Origin of the sequence: Rhodococcus sp. P14 (genome assembly GCF_000256505.1) — a bacterium.
Lineage (GTDB): Bacteria > Actinomycetota > Actinomycetes > Mycobacteriales > Mycobacteriaceae > Rhodococcus > Rhodococcus ruber.
This window is the reverse complement of sequence record NZ_AJFC01000141.1, coordinates 1-15,348: the sequence shown is the minus strand read 5'-3', so window position 1 is coordinate 15,348 and position 15,348 is coordinate 1. Positions and strand designations below refer to the sequence as shown.

Genomic DNA, 15,348 nt, shown 5'->3' with positions numbered 1-15,348 from the left:
GCTCCCTACTGGTGTATCGAAATCGGGGGATGTGTGCACGAGGAGGCCTACTTGGTCCGCACCTGGGAGTAGTGGCCGATCACCTTGGCGACGATGTTGAGGACCGCGATGACGAGGATGAGCGTGAGGGCAGCGCCCCAGATCCGCATCGTGCCCGCGTCGGTCGGGTTGTTCATCTCCGCCACCATGACGCCCGGCAGGCTGCCCATCTCGCCACCGAACAGGTTGAAGTTGATGAACGGCGCGTAGCCCACGAGGATCAGCAGCGGCGCGGTCTCGCCCATGACGCGCGCCAGGGCCAGCATGACGCCGGTGATGATGCCCGGCAGCGCGGTCGGGATCACGATGCGCGCGATGGTCTTCCACTTGGGCACGCCGAGGGCGTAGGAGGCCTCGCGCAGGTCCTGCGGCACGATCCGCAGCATTTCCTCGGTGCTGCGCACGACCACGGGAACCATGAGCAGGACCAGCGCCAGGGACACCGCGAAGGCGGACTTCGGGAATCCGAACGTGGCGATCCACAGGGCGTAGATGAACAGTGCGGCAACGATGGAGGGGACGCCGCTGAGGATGTCCACCATGAACGTGGTGATCCTGCCCAGTCGCGTGCCGGCGCCGTACTCCACGAGGTAGATCGCCACGAAGATGCCGATCGGGATGGAGATCACCGCGCACACCAGGCCCTGCAGCAGGGTTCCGACGAGGGCGTGGTAGATGCCACCGCCCATCGCGGACGCGGACAGCCCGCTCAGGGAGTTCGTGAACCAGGTGGCGCTGGTCAGGGCGGGAATGCCCTTGGCGATCACGGTGATCAGGACCCATGCCAGCGGCACGAGAGCGACCAGCACCGACACCGTGACCAGCACGGTGGCGGCGAGATTCGTTGCGCGCCGACGGGTGCCGACGCCCCGGAAGGTGGGGCCCTTGACCGGCGTCTCGAGGAGTGTGGTCGTCATGGCTTCAGTCCTTCTTTCCTGCGACGACCGCACGCGCCGCGGCGTTGACCACGAAGGTCAGCACGAAGAGCACCAGGCCCGCGGCGATGTAGGCACCGGCCTGGATGTCGTTGTTGAACTCGGCGTATCCCAGCGCGATCTTCGAGGCGATGGTGGCGCCGCCGTCGAACAGCGACCACGAGAACGGCTGCGACGTGGTCCGCAGGATCAGGTACAGCGCCATGGTCTCGCCGAGGGCGCGGCCGAGGCCGAGCATCGACCCGCTGATGTAACCCGACTTGCCGAACGGGATGACCGTGGTCCTGACGACCTCCCAGCGGGTGGCGCCGAGGGCGAGCGCTGCCTCGATGTGGGGAGTCGGCGTCTGCACGAACACCTCCCGGCTCACCGCGGCGATGGTGGGCAGGATCATCACGGCGAGCACGATGCCCGCAGTGAAGATCGTGCCGCCGCCGAGGATCGAACCCGAACCGGAGGCGAACAGCGGGAACCAGCCGAGGCTTTCGTTGAGCCACGTCGCCAGCGGGCGGATCGCCGGGGCCAGGACGAGCAGGCCCCACAGGCCGTAGACGATGGACGGCACGGCGGCGAGCAGATCGATGACGTACGCCAGGGGCTTCTTCAGGCGCGCGGGGCAGTACGAGGTGAGGAAGATCGCGATGCCGAGGGCGACCGGCATCGCGAGGACCAGCGCGAAGAACGACACCAGGACGGTCACCTGGAACAGGTCGAGCACACCGAACGACATCTCGGCGATGTCCTGGGTGACCCACTCGCGGCTGGTGAGGAAGTTGACGGTGTTGCGCTGGAGCGCCGGCACCGCGCGCCAGACGAGGAACACGCCGATGGCCGCGATGATCACCGAGATGAGGACGGCGGACCCGGAGGCCAGCGAACTGAAGATCCGGTCGCCCGGTCTGGTCAGCGGTTTGCTGTCGCCGCGCGCTGGGGTGGTAATCGTGGCCTCCGGGATGTTGCCGTGCGGACCGCCCGCCCCGGACCCGGCGTCGTCGCCGGACCCGGAAGTGCGAGGTGCGGATTTGGTGGGCGCGTCACTCATCTGCGCTCGCAATCTCTCTCTGCTCGTGATCGACGGTACGGTCCGCGGCGCTCATCGGCTAGGCGATGGCGTTGATCGACTCGGTGAGCTTCGCCTTGAAGGACTCGGGCAGCGGCACGTAACCCTGCTCGGCGAGACCCTCCTGGCCCTCGTTGGCGGCGCTGACGAGGAACGACTTCACGGCCGCCGAGGTGTCGGCGTCGTAGCCGGCCGAGCACACGATCTCGTAGGTGGCGAGCATGATCGGGTAGGCCCCCTCCTGCGTCGTCCCGAAGATCGAGCTCAGGTCGAGCGTCAGGTCGCCCTCCCCGGTGGGCGCGAAGGTCGCGGCCTCGATGGCCTTGCCGGCCGACTCGTCGGTCAGCTCCACCGCGCCGGACCCGTTGTCGATCTGCGCGATGCTCAGGCTGTTCTGGTCGGCGAAGGACTTCTCGACGTAGGTGATCGAGCCGGGCGCGCTGGCGACGGCCTGGGCGACACCGGCCGACCCCTTGGCGCCTTCACCGATGCCGCCGGTGAAGTCGGAGCCGGCGCCGGAGGTCCAGGCACCGTTCGAGGCGGCCTCGAGGTACTTCTGGAAGTTGTCGGTGGTGCCCGACGAGTCGGAGCGCACGATCGCGGTGATGGCCGAATCCGGAAGGCTCACACCCTCGTTGAGAGCCGCGATGGCCGGATCGTTCCACTGCTTGATGGTGCCGTTGAAGATCTTGGCGACGGTCTCGCCGTTCAGCACGAGGTTGTCGACGCCGTCGACGTTGTACGCGATGGCGACCGGACCGAAGACCAGCGGCAGGTTCCACGCGGGGTTGCCGGCGCACCGCTCGGCGGCCTGGGCGGCCTGCTCGTCCTTGATGGCGGAGTCGGAGCCGGCGAAGTCGATCTGGTTCGCGATGAACTGGGTGCGTCCGTCACCGGAACCCGACGGGTTGTAGGCGACGTTGACGTTCTTGCCCTTCTCCTGGCAGACCGCGATGTAGGTGGACACGAACTGGTCCATCGCGTTCTTCTGCGCGGACGACCCGGCGGCGGACAGCGTCTCCTTGCCCTCACACGTCGCAGCCGAGGCGGACGCGTCCACGTCCGTCGAGGCGGCATTGTTGTCACTGCCGCATGCGGCCAGGGTGAGGGCACCTGCAGCCACCACACCGAGCAGGGCGCCATTGCGCTTGAGGTTCACTCGTTCTCCTCCGGAATTCGCGACCGGCACGCCCGCGATACGGGCGGCGGCATCAGGCGCGGGGCGATCCCGGCGCCGGACCGGCATGCTGCGGCCCGTAATGGAAAGTTAATGAGGACGGGTTGACGGTTGGACGCCCGAAGGTGAACGCGGCGTGAACGCGAAAAGTACACCTGCAGTCCGTATGGTCGACGTCACACGACGAAGACGGGACGGACGCGTGCGGTACGTGCGCCGTTCACGCGCCGACGTAGGCGAGATCGACGTGGAATCGCTCGAACCCGAGCCGGCCGTAGGTGTGCAGGGCGGCGGTGTTGTCACCCTCGACGTACAGCAGCACCGCGCCGAGGCCGCACTCCTGCAGGTACCGCAGCCCGGCGAGGGTGAGCAGCCGGCCGAGACCGCGTCCCTGCGCTCCGGGGTCGATGCCGACCACGTACACCTCGCCGATCGCCGGTCGGTCCGCCGTGGCGGCGTGCACCTTCGTCCAGTGGAAGCCGAGGAGCCGGTCCGGATCCTGTTCGTCGAAGGCGAGGAACACCCCCTCCGGGTCGAACCAGGACTCGCTGCGGCGCTGCGCGAGATCGCGCTCCGTCCACCGGCCCTGCTCGGGGTGCCAGGCGAAAGCGGCCGCGTTGACCCGCAGCAGTTCGGCATCGTCCTCGGGTCCCCGGTACGTCCGCAGGAGCAGACCGTCGGGGACCTGCAGGGCCGGCAGTTCGGGCTCGCCGAGCGGGCGCCGCAACTGCAGGAGCTCGCGGACCGGCGTCAGGCCGAGCCGCGCCGCGAGCGCCCGGGCGGGCTCGAGGTTGCCGTGCGCCCACACCCGGGTGCCGGCACCTCCGGCCTCGAGCGCCGCGGCGACGAGCCGCGACCCCACACCGTGCCGGCGGTGCGGCGGATCGACGACCACCTCCGCCATGGCCGGGTGCTCCCCGTGGCCGGGGACGAGGTTGGCGTAGCCGACGATCGTGGCGTCCGCCACGGCCACCAGATGCTGCTCGTCACCGTCGCCGGTGAGGGAGTGCAGCACCTGCTCGGACACCGGGGCCGTTCCGTCGGCAGCGTGCGCGCGGGCGACGAGTGCCCGCACCTCGGCGGCTTGCTCGGCGGACAGTCGACTGACGAATTCCACGAGGCGAGCCTAGTCGGCGAACTCGGCGTCCTCGAACTCGACGCTGGTGGAGCCGCCCTTCCCGGTCTTGGTGGTGGGACGCACCGCCTTGTAACCGACGTTGCGGACCGTGCCGATCAGGGACTCGTACTCGGGGCCGAGCTTGGCGCGCAGGCGCCGCACGTGCACGTCGACGGTGCGGGTACCACCGAAGAAGTCGTAACCCCACACTTCCTGCAGCAGTTGCGCGCGGGTGAACACCCGGCCGGCGTGCTGTGCGAGGTACTTGAGGAGCTCGAACTCCTTGTACGTCAGGTCGAGGGGACGGCCGCGCAGCCGAGCGGTGTAGGTGCCCTCGTCGATCGAGAGCTCCCCGAGCGTGATCTTGCCGCTGTTCTCGGGGCCGGCTGCAGCGCCGGACCGGCCGACCAGCAGTCGCAGTCGCGCGTCCAGCTCGGCCGGTCCGGTGGTGGTGAGCAGGATGTCGTCCAGCCCCCACTCCGGGTTCACCGCCACCAGGCCCCCCTCGGTGAGCACGGCGACGACCGGGATCGCCGAACCGGTGCTGCCCAGCAACCGGCACAGGCCGCGGGCGGCAGCCAGGTCGGTGCGGGCATCGACGACCGCGATGTCCGCGGACCCCGCCTCGAGGAGCGACGACACCTCGGTCGGCGCCGGGCGCACCGAGTGCGCGAGCAGCGACAGCGAAGGCAGGACCGCCTCCGGGTCGGGATCGGAGGTCAGCAGCAACAGCTCCACCGTGCCTCCATTCTTCGCGGGCTGCGCGAAACTCGTGTGAACGACGCGCTACAGATTAGCGCCACGAGGGCGTTCACCGGGCAACCGCGCTCGGGAAGCGGTGCGAGCCGTCCGTCACAATGGTGCGGTGCGCAAACTCATCCTCGCTCTCGTGACGCTCGTCGGAGTCGCACTCCTGATCGATTTCGGCGCCGCGGCGTGGTCCGAGTACCGGGTCTCGCGGGCGCTGCGGGAGGGTGGTGCGCTGACGGCGGACCCGGCGGTGACCATCCACGGGTTCCCGTTCCTGACCCAGGCCCGGGCCGGCCACTACGAGAACGTCGAGATCCGGGCGCAGGGTGTGCCCAGCGGGACGCTCGGTGACATCACGATCGAGGCCAACCTGATCGGTGCCCACGCGGACGCGGGCGAGCTGCTCGACGGTTCGATCCGCACGGTGCCGGTGGACCTGCTGTACGGGCGCGTGATGATCGACGCGACCGAGCTCGGTCAGCTCTACGGCATTCCCGACCTGCAGGTGTCCGCTCCCCCGGCCGACAAGTCCGACGGCACGGGCGGGTCCGGCGGCTCCGGACGCACCACCGCGGGCGGGGTCGTCCTCACCGGCACGGTTCCGGTGGGCCCGGTCTCCGCGGAGGTCAGCGTGCAGGCGAACCTGCTGCTCGAGGGCGACACGGTGCGCATCGTGGCGTCGGACCTGTACTTCGGTCCGGAGGGACAGGCGGACTTCACCGTCCCGGATCCTCTGAAGCCGACGGTGCTGGGTCTGTTCACCACCACGATCGAACCCCAGAATCTGCCGTTCGGGGTGCGCCCGACCGCGGTCGAGGCCCGCGGCTCGACGATTGTGATCGAGGGTGAGGCACACCGGACCACGATCGATCTCGAGGAGGTGCAGCGCCTGTGACCGCTGTCGTCGTCCTGCTGGTGGTGGTGGCTGCCGCCCTGATCGTCGGGACCGTCCTGCGGGCCCGCGAGGGCAAGGTCCGCGTCGTCGATCCGGCCCCGGTGCCGGGGCCGGATCCGCTGTTGGCGGCGGTGGGGGTGGGCACCGGCGATGCGCCGGTGGTGCTGCACTTCTCCGCGGACTGGTGTGGACCGTGCGCCGCGGTGCGCCGGGTCGTCGCTCAGGTGGTCGCCGACCTCGCGGCCACCGGCGACGGATTGCCCGTACCCCGCGATCTCGAACTGGACATCGACGAGAACCCGCAGCTGGCAAAGGAACTCGGCGTGCTGTCGTTGCCGACGACGTTCCTGTTCGACGCCGCCGGCACCGAGAGGTACCGGGTCTCGGGGGTGCCGACCGCGGCCGACCTGCGGGCCGCGCTGGTGCCGCTGCGCACCCCCTAGGCCCCCGATCCGGCGAGACGTCGGCTAAGCTGCCTGCCGTGTCGACCTGCCGAGAGCTCATGCTCACCCGACGCCGCACAGTCGATCTGTGCCGCCTCGGCGGCTTCTGCTGTACCTGCTGCTGATCCCCCGGCCGAGACGTCCGACCGTCTCCGCGGCATCCGCTGCCGTCCCCGGTGTGATCCCCGCGGTTGTCACCGCGACGGTCCGCCCTCACGCGTCCCCTCCCAGCAGGAGCACCACCCATGTCCACCTCTGCCACCACCACCACCACCGCCACCACCCACGGGAGCCGGCAGGTTGATGTCCGCGGCCCCCGGTTCGCGGCGTGGATCACCACCGCCGTCCTCGTCGTCGTCCTGGTCGTCGCGTCGGTCTCGACCGCGGTGGCCGGCGTACTGCTCGCCGCCCAGACCGTGGTGTTCGCGGCCGGCGCAGCCCTCGGGCCGCGCCGCAGCCCCTACGGCCTGCTCTTCGCGCGGTTCGTGGCGCCCCGGTCGAGCGCGCCCACCGAGACGGAACCGGTCGCCCCGCTGCGGTTCGCGCAGCTCGTGGGGTTCGTGTTCGCCGCCGTGGGGACCTTCGCCTTCCTCCTCGGCGCCGACCTGACCGGGCTGGTCGCCACCGGATTCGCACTGTTCGCCGCCCTGCTCAACGCCGCGTTCGGGGTGTGCCTCGGGTGCCGGATCTATCCGCTCGTGGCCCGGTTCCGGGCCGTCGCCGCCTGACCACCGTTCCCTCCGCACCGTTCCACTCGACCCGAGAGTGTCAGCACCGAAAGGAAACTCCATGGCTCGCTCCGACGTCCTGGTCTCAGCAGACTGGGCAGAGCAGAACCTCCACGCACCGAATACCGTGTTCATCGAGGTCGACGAGGACACCGCCGCCTACGACGGCGGGCACATCGAAGGTGCGATCAAGCTCGACTGGCGCAAGGACCTGCAGGACGGCGTCCGGCGCGACTTCCTGAACCGGGAGCAGTTCTCCGCCCTGCTGTCCGCGAAGGGCGTCGCCGACGACGACACCGTCGTGCTCTACGGCGGCAACAACAACTGGTTCGCCGCCTACGCGTACTGGTACTTCAAGTTCTACGGGCACCGGGACGTCAAGCTCCTCGACGGCGGCCGCAAGAAGTGGGAGCTCGACGGACGCCCGCTGTCCAAGGACGAGGTCACCCGCCCGGCCACCGAGTACAAGGCGCAGGAGCCGGACTACTCGATCCGCGCCTTCCGCGACGAGGTGATCGACGCGATCGGCACCAAGAACATCATCGACGTCCGCTCCCCCGACGAGTTCTCCGGCAGGATCCTCGCCCCGGCCCACCTGCCGCAGGAGCAGGCCCAGCAGCGCGGCCACGTCCCGGGTGCGATCAACATCCCGTGGAGCACCACCGCCAACGAGGACGGCACCTTCAAGTCGGACGACGACCTCGAGGCCCTCTACCGGGCCAAGGGTTTCGACGACAGCCGCGAGACCATCGCCTACTGCCGGATCGGTGAGCGCTCGAGCCACACCTGGTTCGTGCTGCAGGAGATCCTCGGCAAGAACAACGTCAAGAACTACGACGGCAGCTGGGTCGAATACGGCTCGCTCGTCGGAGCCCCTATCGAGTTGGAGGTTCGCTGACCATGTGTGGTGCACCCGTTCAGTCCCAGACCCTGCCCGCCGGCGTCGACGTCGAGAAGGAGACGGTTCTGACCGGCCGTGTCGTCGACACCGACGGCCAGCCGGTCGGCGGCGCCTTCGTGCGCCTGCTCGACGGCACCGGTGAGTTCACCGCCGAGGTCGTCGCCTCCGGCACCGGTGACTTCCGTTTCTTCGCCGCGCCCGGCGACTGGAAGGTCCGCGCGCTGTCCGGCCGCGGCAACGGTGACGTCGCCGTGAGCCCGACGGCCCCCGGCGTCCACCACGTCGAGGTCACGGTCGCGAAGTAGGACCGATCCGGCGGGGCCCGTTCCTTTCGGGGAACGGGCCCCGCCGTCGTTCGTCAGTTCTGCGGCTGTCCGCTCGCCCGCTCGGCTTCGGCGAGCGCGACGATCCAGTCGACGATCCGCTCGCTGTCCCAGTACCAGGGATCGTGGGGGTTGGTGTTCCAGTAGCCGATGTGCTGGACGAAGCCCAGCAGGATGTACGGCTCGACGAACAGATCGACGATGCCGCTGTTGTCGTCGACGAAGCCGACTCCCTCGGCGCGCAACTTCTCCAGCACGATGGGCCGGCCCGGGCCGACGGCCCAGTCGCGGATCTCCCGCATCCGTTCGGGGCTCACGTCGGCGCTCGGATCCACGGGGTAGGTCTTGTCGACGACCTTGCGCAGCACGTCGAGGAGGGATTCGTCGGACTCCCACCAGTCGTCCCGGGTGACGATGTGCGCGGCGGCGCGGGCCGCCGTCACCGCCACCGTGCGTCCCAGGTCGTCGACGGTCTGCATCGGGTCGATCAGGGTGAACCGCATCTGCCCGAGCATGCCGAGGGCCAGCTCGAGGACCGCGATGTCCTCGGGGGCGTCGCACGCCACGTCGTAGCGCCGGCACGAGTACACCACCCGGTCGGCCAGCGCTCCGTAGTCGGCGGGCTCGGAGGACATGAATCCGCCGCCGCGCGGACCGGCCCCGCCGAGCGAGTCGACCCCCGCGGGGCGGTACGGGTCACCGACGAGGACGACTCCGGCGATGTCGTCCGGGGCGACATGGGCGTCGTCGGGCCGGTGCCCGAGTTCGCGGCTCACCCGTTCGATCACCTCGGCGCCGACGCTGTACCCGACGAGGGCGAACCGGGTGCGCTCCCCGCAGGCGCGCTTGCGTTCGTCGAGGATGCGGTTGGTGGACGCGACACCCGCCGCCACCGAGTCCTGATAGGTGGGCACGTCCTCGAACAGGCCGAGACCGTAGGTGGCCGGGTACGGAACGTACATCCAGCCGATCGTGCCCGGCCGGTCCGCGGTGGCCTCACCGGCCGGGACCGTCACGTTGCCCACCCAGTTCGACCACAGCTGACGCGACTCCTCGACCACGGGGTCGCGGTCGGCCTCGGAGTCGGTGGCGCCGGAAACCGCCACGATCAGCAGATCGGGGCACTCGAGTGCGTAGTTGTCGGGATGGACGCCGGGCCCGGACGAACCGCTGTTCGACCCCGCCCCGGGGACGGCGACCGCGTCGGGCGGGATCAGCGACAGGGCCGCGAGGACCGCGGCAACCGGCAGCAGCAGACGGATGGAGCGCACACGACCTCCGAATCGGGCTTTCCGGGCGAAAGGCCCGCCCGGCCCCGTGCACGGTACTATCCCGCGCGCCGCGTCGCGCGCCCGGTGGGGACGTCGGTTTTCGCGCTTTCCGGACGCCGTCTAGGATATGGCCGTGGTCATCTTCTTCGAAGCGCTCCTTGTCCTGGCGGCCGTGCTCATCACATGGTTCGCGGTGTACGTCCTCTACCGTCTGGTGACCGATCAGCCGTGAGTGCCGAGTCCGGTGAGGAACGGGAAGTCGTCCGCGGCAGCGGCGACAAGGCCGTCGCCGACGCCCTCGAACGGGCCATGGCGACTGCCGACAAGAACGTCCCGATCCTGAGCGGTCTGCCCGTCCCCGACGACACCGCGAATCTGCGCCTCGGTCCGGACATGCATCCGGAGCTGCTGGCGCTGCTGCCCATGGTGGGTGTGTGGCGGGGCGAGGGCGAGGGCAACGACCCCCGCACCGGCGACTACCGCTTCGGCCAGCAGATCGTGGTCACCCACGACGGCGGCAACTACCTCGTGTGGGAGGCCCGTTCGTGGCGCCTCGACGAGGAGGGCGCCTACAGCGGTCCGGATCGCCGGGAGAGCGGCTTCTGGCGGGTCGCCGGCACCGGCGCGCCCGGCAGCGAGGATCCGGAAACCCTCGAGTTGCTCCTGAATCACAGCTCCGGCGTCGTCGAGCTGTACTACGGCACCGCTCTGACCCAGTCGTCCTGGGAACTGGCGACCGACGTGGTGATCCGCAGCCAGTCCGGCGAGGTGGTCGGCGGCGCCAAGCGCCTGTACGGCATCGTCGAGGGCGGCGACCTCGCCTACGTCGAGGAACGGGTCACCGCGGACGGGGACCTGCGGCCGCACATGTCCGCGCGGCTCGCTCGCTACATCGGTTGATCCTCACGGGTTGATCCTCGCGCCGGGGAATCCGTTCCGTCACCGGGCTCGGCGTCCGGATCCGGCACGGCGCGGGTGACGACGACGGGCTCCGGAGCGGGCCGCTGCTCGGCGGCCTCGAGTTCCTCGGCGGTGCGCACCCGGCTCCACTGCCGGGTCACCGGCTCGGCCCGCTCCCCCAGGTCGTCGCGGATCCCCTTGACGAGGCTGTACATCATCACGAAGCCGATCACGAAGAACGGCAATCCGATCACCGTGATGACCTGCTGCAGCGCGTCGAGACCGTCCTTCCCGGTGGCCACGAGCATGGTCGCGGCGACGAGACCCATCAGGACCGCCCAGAACAGGCGCTGGTGCAGCGGCACCCGTCCCTCGTTGCCGGCGGCCATCATGTCCAGGACCATCGCGGCGGAGTCGACCGAGGTGATGAAGAAGACCACCACGATCACCACGGCGAAGAACGACATGACGCCGGCCCACGGGAAGTTGCCGAGGAACTCGAACAGGGCGCCGGGAATGTCGCCGTCGCCGACGACCCGGTCGGCGAGACCACCCGAGCCGTTCAGCTCGATGTCGAACGAGGCCATTCCGAACACGCTGAACCAGATCACCGAGAACAGCACCGGCAGCCCGAGGACGCCGGCGACGAACTCGCGGATGGTGCGGCCGCGGGAGATGCGGGCGATGAAGATCCCGACGAACGGCGCCCACGTGATGGTCCACGCCCAGTAGAAGACGGTCCAGGTGTTCTGCCAGCCGGTGTCGCCGAACGTGTCGTTCCAGAACGCGAGCCGCGGCAGCATGCTGCCGTAGATGCCGACGGACTCGATCATGCCCTTGAGCAGGAACAGGCTGGGGCCGGTGACGAGGACGAAGGCCAGCAGCGCGACGGCCATGCCGATGTTGAGGTTCGACAGCCGCTTGATGCCGCGATCGAGACCGAGCGCCACCGACGTCCCCGCCGCCACGGTGACCACCGCGATCAGGACGATCTGGACGAGCCCGTTCTCGGGGAGGCCGAACAGCTCGGCGAGGCCGGCGTTGACCTGCAGAGTCCCCAGTCCCACCGACGTGGCCACGCCGAACACGGTGCCCACGATCGCGATCACGTCGATGGTCTTGCCGATGGGTCCGTAGATCCGGCCACCCAGGATCGGGGCGAAGATGGAACTGACGCGCGGCGGCAGCTTGCGCTTGTAGATGAAGTAGCCGAAGCACAGGCCGGGCAGCGCGAAGATCGTCCAGGTGTGCAGCCCGAAGTGGTAGAGCGTGAAGCCGATGGCCTCGGTGGCGGCGGCCGCGGACCCCGGTTCGACGTCCTGCATCGGCGGGTTCGCGAAATGGGAGATCGGTTCGGCCACGCCCCAGAACATCAGGATCGTGCCGATGCCGGCGGCGAACAGCATTCCGAACCACGCCGGAGTGGAGTGTTCGGGCCGGTCGTCGTCGCCGCCGAGCCGCACCCGGCCGTAGTGCGTGAACGCGAGACCGACCAGGAAGACCAGGAAGGTGGACACCCCCAGGATGTAGAACCAGCCCAGGTTCGTCATGATCCAGCCCGACACGGAACTGAACAGGTTGTCGACAGCCGTGGTGAACGCGATCGTCACGACGACGAACACGAGGGCGATCAGCGCGGAGGCGAAGAACACCCCGGGCGACGTACGAAGGCGTAACAAGCCGTGCGCTCGCTCGAGCATGAGGACACCTTTCGTTCGGGACGCGAGGCGCACGCGCCGCCTACCGCGAACGGGGGTACCCCGAACTGCGCGTTCGCACACCTGCCGGACACGCAAACGGCCCCCGAGCCGTTCTCCGCGGACGCCTGGTCGGCGGATTCCGGTCGGACGGACCGGATGGCTCGGGGGCCGGGTGACTGCGTGGTATTCGCCGGCCGCTGGGCGGTCGACAATCCCGTCGTCGATGACAGCGGCTAGCGCGCAGCCACCTCACGTGTCCGATACTTCAATTCAGACCACCTCCTTTCTCGTGTACGCCCGAAAGTACGCGCCGCTCAGACCGCGGGCAACGAGTTTTTCCCCAGGCGAACGACGAGGTCGGCTGCGGTGTCGCCGGGCAGCTGGTGGGTGACGACGACGACGGTGCGCTCAGGTGCGACGAATCCGGCGTCCCGGTCCAGCAGCAGTCGTTGCAGCTGCGCACCGTCCGCGGCGTCGAGGTGCTCGGTGGGCTCGTCGAGCAGCAGCACCCGCGCGGGGGACACCAGGGCCCGAGCGAGCAGCAACCGGCGCCGCTGGCCCCCGGAGACGGCGCGCGCCCCGCCGACGAGCGTGCTGTGCAGTCCTTCGGGCAGCCCGGCCACCCACTCCCCCAGCCCGACGTCGCCGAGCACGGCCAGCGCCTCGGCCTCGGTGAGGTCGCCGCGGGCCACCCGCAGGTTCTCGAGCACGGACGTCTCGAACAGGTGGGCGTCCTCGGCGAAGAATCCCACCGTCCGCCGCAGGGCGGCCGGGTCGAGTTCGGCGAGCGGCACACCGCCGAGGGTGACCGTCCCGGCGGCGGGTTCGAGCAGCCCCGCGAGGGTCATCAGCGTGCTGGTCTTGCCGCTGCCGCTGCTCCCGACGACGGCGATGCGCGTGCCGGGTGGCAGGTCGAGCGTGAGGGGCCCGGCGGCGGGGCCGCCGGGCCAGCCGCTGCGCAGAGCGACGGCACGCAGGTGGCACGGTTCGACGACGGGCCGGGTGCCGTGCGGCACCGGCCGGTCGGCACGGTCGAGCAGGTCGACGATGCGGCGTGCCGCGATCCGGGCGCGGGTGAGGGTGACGGCAGCACCGGGCAGCGCCGCGGTGGCTTCGAACGCGGACAGGGGCAGCAGCACGAGGATCCCGAGGGACATCGGACTCGCACCCCCGTCGGCGTAGAGCGCGATGCCGACGAGCAACGCCCCGAGAACACTTGCTCCGACCGAGAGGGGGACGGCGGCCTCCGCGTAGGCCGCGGGGAAGGCCGCCCGGTCGGTGGCGCGCACCGCGTCGGCACCGGCGCGGCGGGCCCGGCCGACGGCCTGCGGGAGCAGGCCCGCGACCCGCAGTTCTGCGGCGTGGTCGAGCGCGGTGACCGCGTCGCGGGAGAACCGGAGGCGGGCGGCGGCGCTGTCGGCTTCGGCGCGGGCCGCGGCGCGGGCGGACACCCAGGGGGCTACGACGCCGGTGACGAGCAACGCGACGGCGAGGATCGCCGCGGCGGGCGGGGAGATCAGCGCGAGCCAGCCGACGGCGGCGAGGGCGAGGACCGCGGCGACGGCGATGGGCACCAGTGCCCGCACCACCACGTCGCCGAGGGCGTCGACGTCGGCGCCGGTGCGGGCGAGCAGGTCCCCGCGGCGCAGACCGGCGGAGGCCACCGGGTCGCCGTCGGCGAGGCGCCGGTAGACCCGGGTGCGGGCGGCGGTGGTCCCCCGGAGGGCGGTGTCGTGGCTCGCGATTCGCTCGAGGTAGCGGAACAGCCCGCGGGAGATGCCCAGGGCCCGGACGGCGACGACGGCGACCGTCAGGTCCAGCACCGGGGGCATCTGCCACGCCCGGATGATCAGCCAGGCCGACAGGCCGGCGAGCGCGAGGGCGCTGCCCAGGGTGGCGACGCCGGCGGCGACGGCGGCGGCGACCCGTCCGGGGCGCAGTTCGAGCAGCGCCAGGGCCCGGCGCAGATCGTTCATCACCGCTCCCCCGTACCGGGCGCCGCGTCGCCGTGGGAGACGACCCGCACGCCGGAGTCGGAGACGACCCGAACGCCGGAGTCGGAGACGACCCGAACGCCGGAGTCGGAGACGACCCGAACGACGGAGTCGGCGATCGCGAGGATGCTGGGGCGGTGCGCCACGATCAACACGGTGCGTCCGCGACGCGCCAGTTCCCGCACCGTCTCGAGGACCGTGGTCTCGGTCGCGTCGTCGAGGTGGGCGGTGGGCTCGTCCAGCAGCAGGACGGGACGGTCCGCGGCGAGGGTGCGGACGAGGGCGAGCCGTTGCCGCTGCCCGAGCGACAGTCCGCTGCCCTCGGCGCCGACGACGGTGTCCCAGCCGTCGGGCAACTCGTCGAGCACTTCATCGAATCGCGTTGCCGCACAAATCTCTTCGAGTCCGTCGGTGGTGAGATCCACGCCCGTGAGGCGCAGGTTGTCCGCCAGCGTACCGGGGAGCAGCACGGGCCGCTGGGGCAGCCAGGCCACCTGCTCCCACCATGCGTCGTCGGCCGTCACGGGACGACCACCGACCTCGACGCTCCCCTCCGCCGGCTCCGCGAGTCCGAGGACGGCGAGCAGGGCCGTCGACTTGCCGGCACCGTTCGCCCCGGCCAGCACGGTCACGGCGCCCGGCCGGCACACCGCATCGAGCCGGTGCGGGGCGTATCCGTCGCGGCTCGCGACACTGAGATTCGTCAACGTCAGCTCGGCCGAGGTCGCATCGAATCCGGCACCGGCGGTGGCCGAAGGGGTGGCGGCCGCGCGGTCGAGGATCGTGAATGCGCGCTCGGCAGCCGCCTTGCCGTCCTCGGCGGCGTGGAACTTCGCGCCCACCGTGCGCAGCGGCAGGTACGCCTCGGGGGCGAGGATCAGCGCGACGACGCCGGCCTCGAGGGCCATGTCGCCGTAGACGAGGCGCAGACCGATGCTCACCGCGATCAGCGCGACGGAGAGGGTGGCGAGCCATTCGAGCACGGTCCCGGACAGGAACGCCACGCGCAGCGCGGACATGGTGGTGCGACGGTGGTCGTCGCCGAGCTCGCGCACCTTCTCTGCCGGGCCCTGTTCCCGGCCGAGTGCGCGCAACGTGGGCAGACCGGCGATCAG

At 70.4% G+C, this 15,348-nt stretch carries 15 protein-coding genes; 6 read left to right on the top strand and 9 right to left on the bottom strand.

Annotation, left to right across the window (positions count from 1 at the left end; genetic code table 11):
* Window positions 1–47: 47 nt before the first annotated feature.
* From pstA to OEY_RS0110675, 5 genes are all read right to left on the bottom strand, one after another.
* Window positions 48–956, bottom strand: coding sequence for a phosphate ABC transporter permease PstA (gene pstA / locus OEY_RS0110695; protein ID WP_010593877.1), 909 nt, complete (start codon window positions 954–956; stop codon window positions 48–50).
* Window positions 957–960: 4 nt separating this feature from the next.
* Window positions 961–2,016 (bottom strand): phosphate ABC transporter permease subunit PstC, encoded by a 1,056-nt coding sequence (gene pstC, locus OEY_RS0110690; RefSeq protein ID WP_010593876.1) that lies wholly within the window; start codon window positions 2,014–2,016, stop codon window positions 961–963.
* Between the two features lie 58 nt (window positions 2,017–2,074).
* A complete protein-coding gene (gene pstS, locus OEY_RS0110685; protein ID WP_010593875.1) occupies window positions 2,075–3,193 on the bottom strand; it encodes a phosphate ABC transporter substrate-binding protein PstS in 1,119 nt (372 codons plus the stop codon).
* Window positions 3,194–3,431: 238 nt separating this feature from the next.
* Window positions 3,432–4,328, bottom strand: a complete 897-nt coding sequence (gene mshD, locus OEY_RS0110680; RefSeq protein WP_010593874.1) for a mycothiol synthase — start codon at window positions 4,326–4,328, stop codon at window positions 3,432–3,434.
* A gap of 9 nt (window positions 4,329–4,337) precedes the next feature.
* On the bottom strand, window positions 4,338–5,066 hold the full coding sequence (locus OEY_RS0110675) for a winged helix-turn-helix transcriptional regulator (protein ID WP_010593873.1): 729 nt from the start codon (window positions 5,064–5,066) through the stop codon (window positions 4,338–4,340).
* A gap of 127 nt (window positions 5,067–5,193) precedes the next feature.
* Between OEY_RS0110675 and OEY_RS0110670 the strand changes: the two genes are divergently transcribed.
* From OEY_RS0110670 to OEY_RS0110650, 5 genes are all read left to right on the top strand, one after another.
* Window positions 5,194–5,973, top strand: coding sequence for an LmeA family phospholipid-binding protein (locus tag OEY_RS0110670; protein ID WP_010593872.1), 780 nt, complete (start codon window positions 5,194–5,196; stop codon window positions 5,971–5,973).
* Window positions 5,970–6,416: a thioredoxin family protein gene (locus OEY_RS0110665; RefSeq protein ID WP_010593871.1), complete on the top strand. Its 447-nt coding sequence runs from the start codon at window positions 5,970–5,972 to the stop codon at window positions 6,414–6,416. Before OEY_RS0110670 ends, OEY_RS0110665 begins: the two co-directional genes overlap by 4 nt.
* 245 nt (window positions 6,417–6,661) lie before the next feature.
* Window positions 6,662–7,144, top strand: a complete 483-nt coding sequence (locus OEY_RS0110660; RefSeq protein WP_010593870.1) for a DUF4395 domain-containing protein — start codon at window positions 6,662–6,664, stop codon at window positions 7,142–7,144.
* 61 nt (window positions 7,145–7,205) lie between these two features.
* Complete coding sequence (locus tag OEY_RS0110655; RefSeq protein ID WP_010593869.1) at window positions 7,206–8,042, top strand: sulfurtransferase; 837 nt, start codon at window positions 7,206–7,208, stop codon at window positions 8,040–8,042.
* A gap of 2 nt (window positions 8,043–8,044) precedes the next feature.
* Complete coding sequence (locus tag OEY_RS0110650; RefSeq protein ID WP_010593868.1) at window positions 8,045–8,350, top strand: DUF1416 domain-containing protein; 306 nt, start codon at window positions 8,045–8,047, stop codon at window positions 8,348–8,350.
* A 53-nt stretch (window positions 8,351–8,403) separates the two neighbouring features.
* Here the strand turns inward: OEY_RS0110650 and OEY_RS0110645 are convergent, their stop codons facing one another.
* A complete protein-coding gene (locus OEY_RS0110645) occupies window positions 8,404–9,639 on the bottom strand; it encodes a cutinase family protein (protein ID WP_010593867.1) in 1,236 nt (411 codons plus the stop codon).
* 309 nt (window positions 9,640–9,948) lie between these two features.
* Between OEY_RS0110645 and OEY_RS0110635 the strand changes: the two genes are divergently transcribed.
* Entirely contained in the window at window positions 9,949–10,539 is a 591-nt protein-coding gene (locus OEY_RS0110635; RefSeq protein WP_192811069.1) for an FABP family protein, read from the top strand.
* Here OEY_RS0110635 and OEY_RS0110630 read toward each other — a convergent pair.
* The 3 genes from OEY_RS0110630 to OEY_RS28290 form a co-directional block, all read right to left on the bottom strand.
* On the bottom strand, window positions 10,527–12,239 hold the full coding sequence (locus tag OEY_RS0110630; RefSeq protein ID WP_029539989.1) for a BCCT family transporter: 1,713 nt from the start codon (window positions 12,237–12,239) through the stop codon (window positions 10,527–10,529). The genes OEY_RS0110635 and OEY_RS0110630 overlap by 13 nt on opposite strands.
* Before the next feature lie 314 nt (window positions 12,240–12,553).
* Entirely contained in the window at window positions 12,554–14,215 is a 1,662-nt protein-coding gene (gene cydC, locus OEY_RS0110625) for a thiol reductant ABC exporter subunit CydC (protein ID WP_010593862.1), read from the bottom strand.
* Window positions 14,215–15,348: ABC transporter ATP-binding protein/permease (locus tag OEY_RS28290; protein ID WP_043805183.1), on the bottom strand; the 1,134-nt coding region annotated here is incomplete at its 5' end. The genes cydC and OEY_RS28290, both read right to left, overlap by 1 nt.

What these genes read in the sequence shown, in the direction of transcription:
- OEY_RS0110630 (WP_029539989.1), bottom strand. Translation starts at nt 12,239, where the DNA reads ATGCTCGAGCGAGCGCACGGCTTGTTACGCCTTCGTACGTCGCCCGGG.
- OEY_RS0110655 (WP_010593869.1), top strand. Translation starts at nt 7,206, where the DNA reads ATGGCTCGCTCCGACGTCCTGGTCTCAGCAGACTGGGCAGAGCAGAAC.
- OEY_RS0110635 (WP_192811069.1), top strand. Translation starts at nt 9,949, where the DNA reads ATGGCGACTGCCGACAAGAACGTCCCGATCCTGAGCGGTCTGCCCGTC.
- pstA (WP_010593877.1), bottom strand. Translation starts at nt 956, where the DNA reads ATGACGACCACACTCCTCGAGACGCCGGTCAAGGGCCCCACCTTCCGG.
- OEY_RS0110650 (WP_010593868.1), top strand. Translation starts at nt 8,045, where the DNA reads ATGTGTGGTGCACCCGTTCAGTCCCAGACCCTGCCCGCCGGCGTCGAC.
- pstC (WP_010593876.1), bottom strand. Translation starts at nt 2,016, where the DNA reads ATGAGTGACGCGCCCACCAAATCCGCACCTCGCACTTCCGGGTCCGGC.
- OEY_RS0110660 (WP_010593870.1), top strand. Translation starts at nt 6,662, where the DNA reads ATGTCCACCTCTGCCACCACCACCACCACCGCCACCACCCACGGGAGC.
- cydC (WP_010593862.1), bottom strand. Translation starts at nt 14,215, where the DNA reads ATGAACGATCTGCGCCGGGCCCTGGCGCTGCTCGAACTGCGCCCCGGA.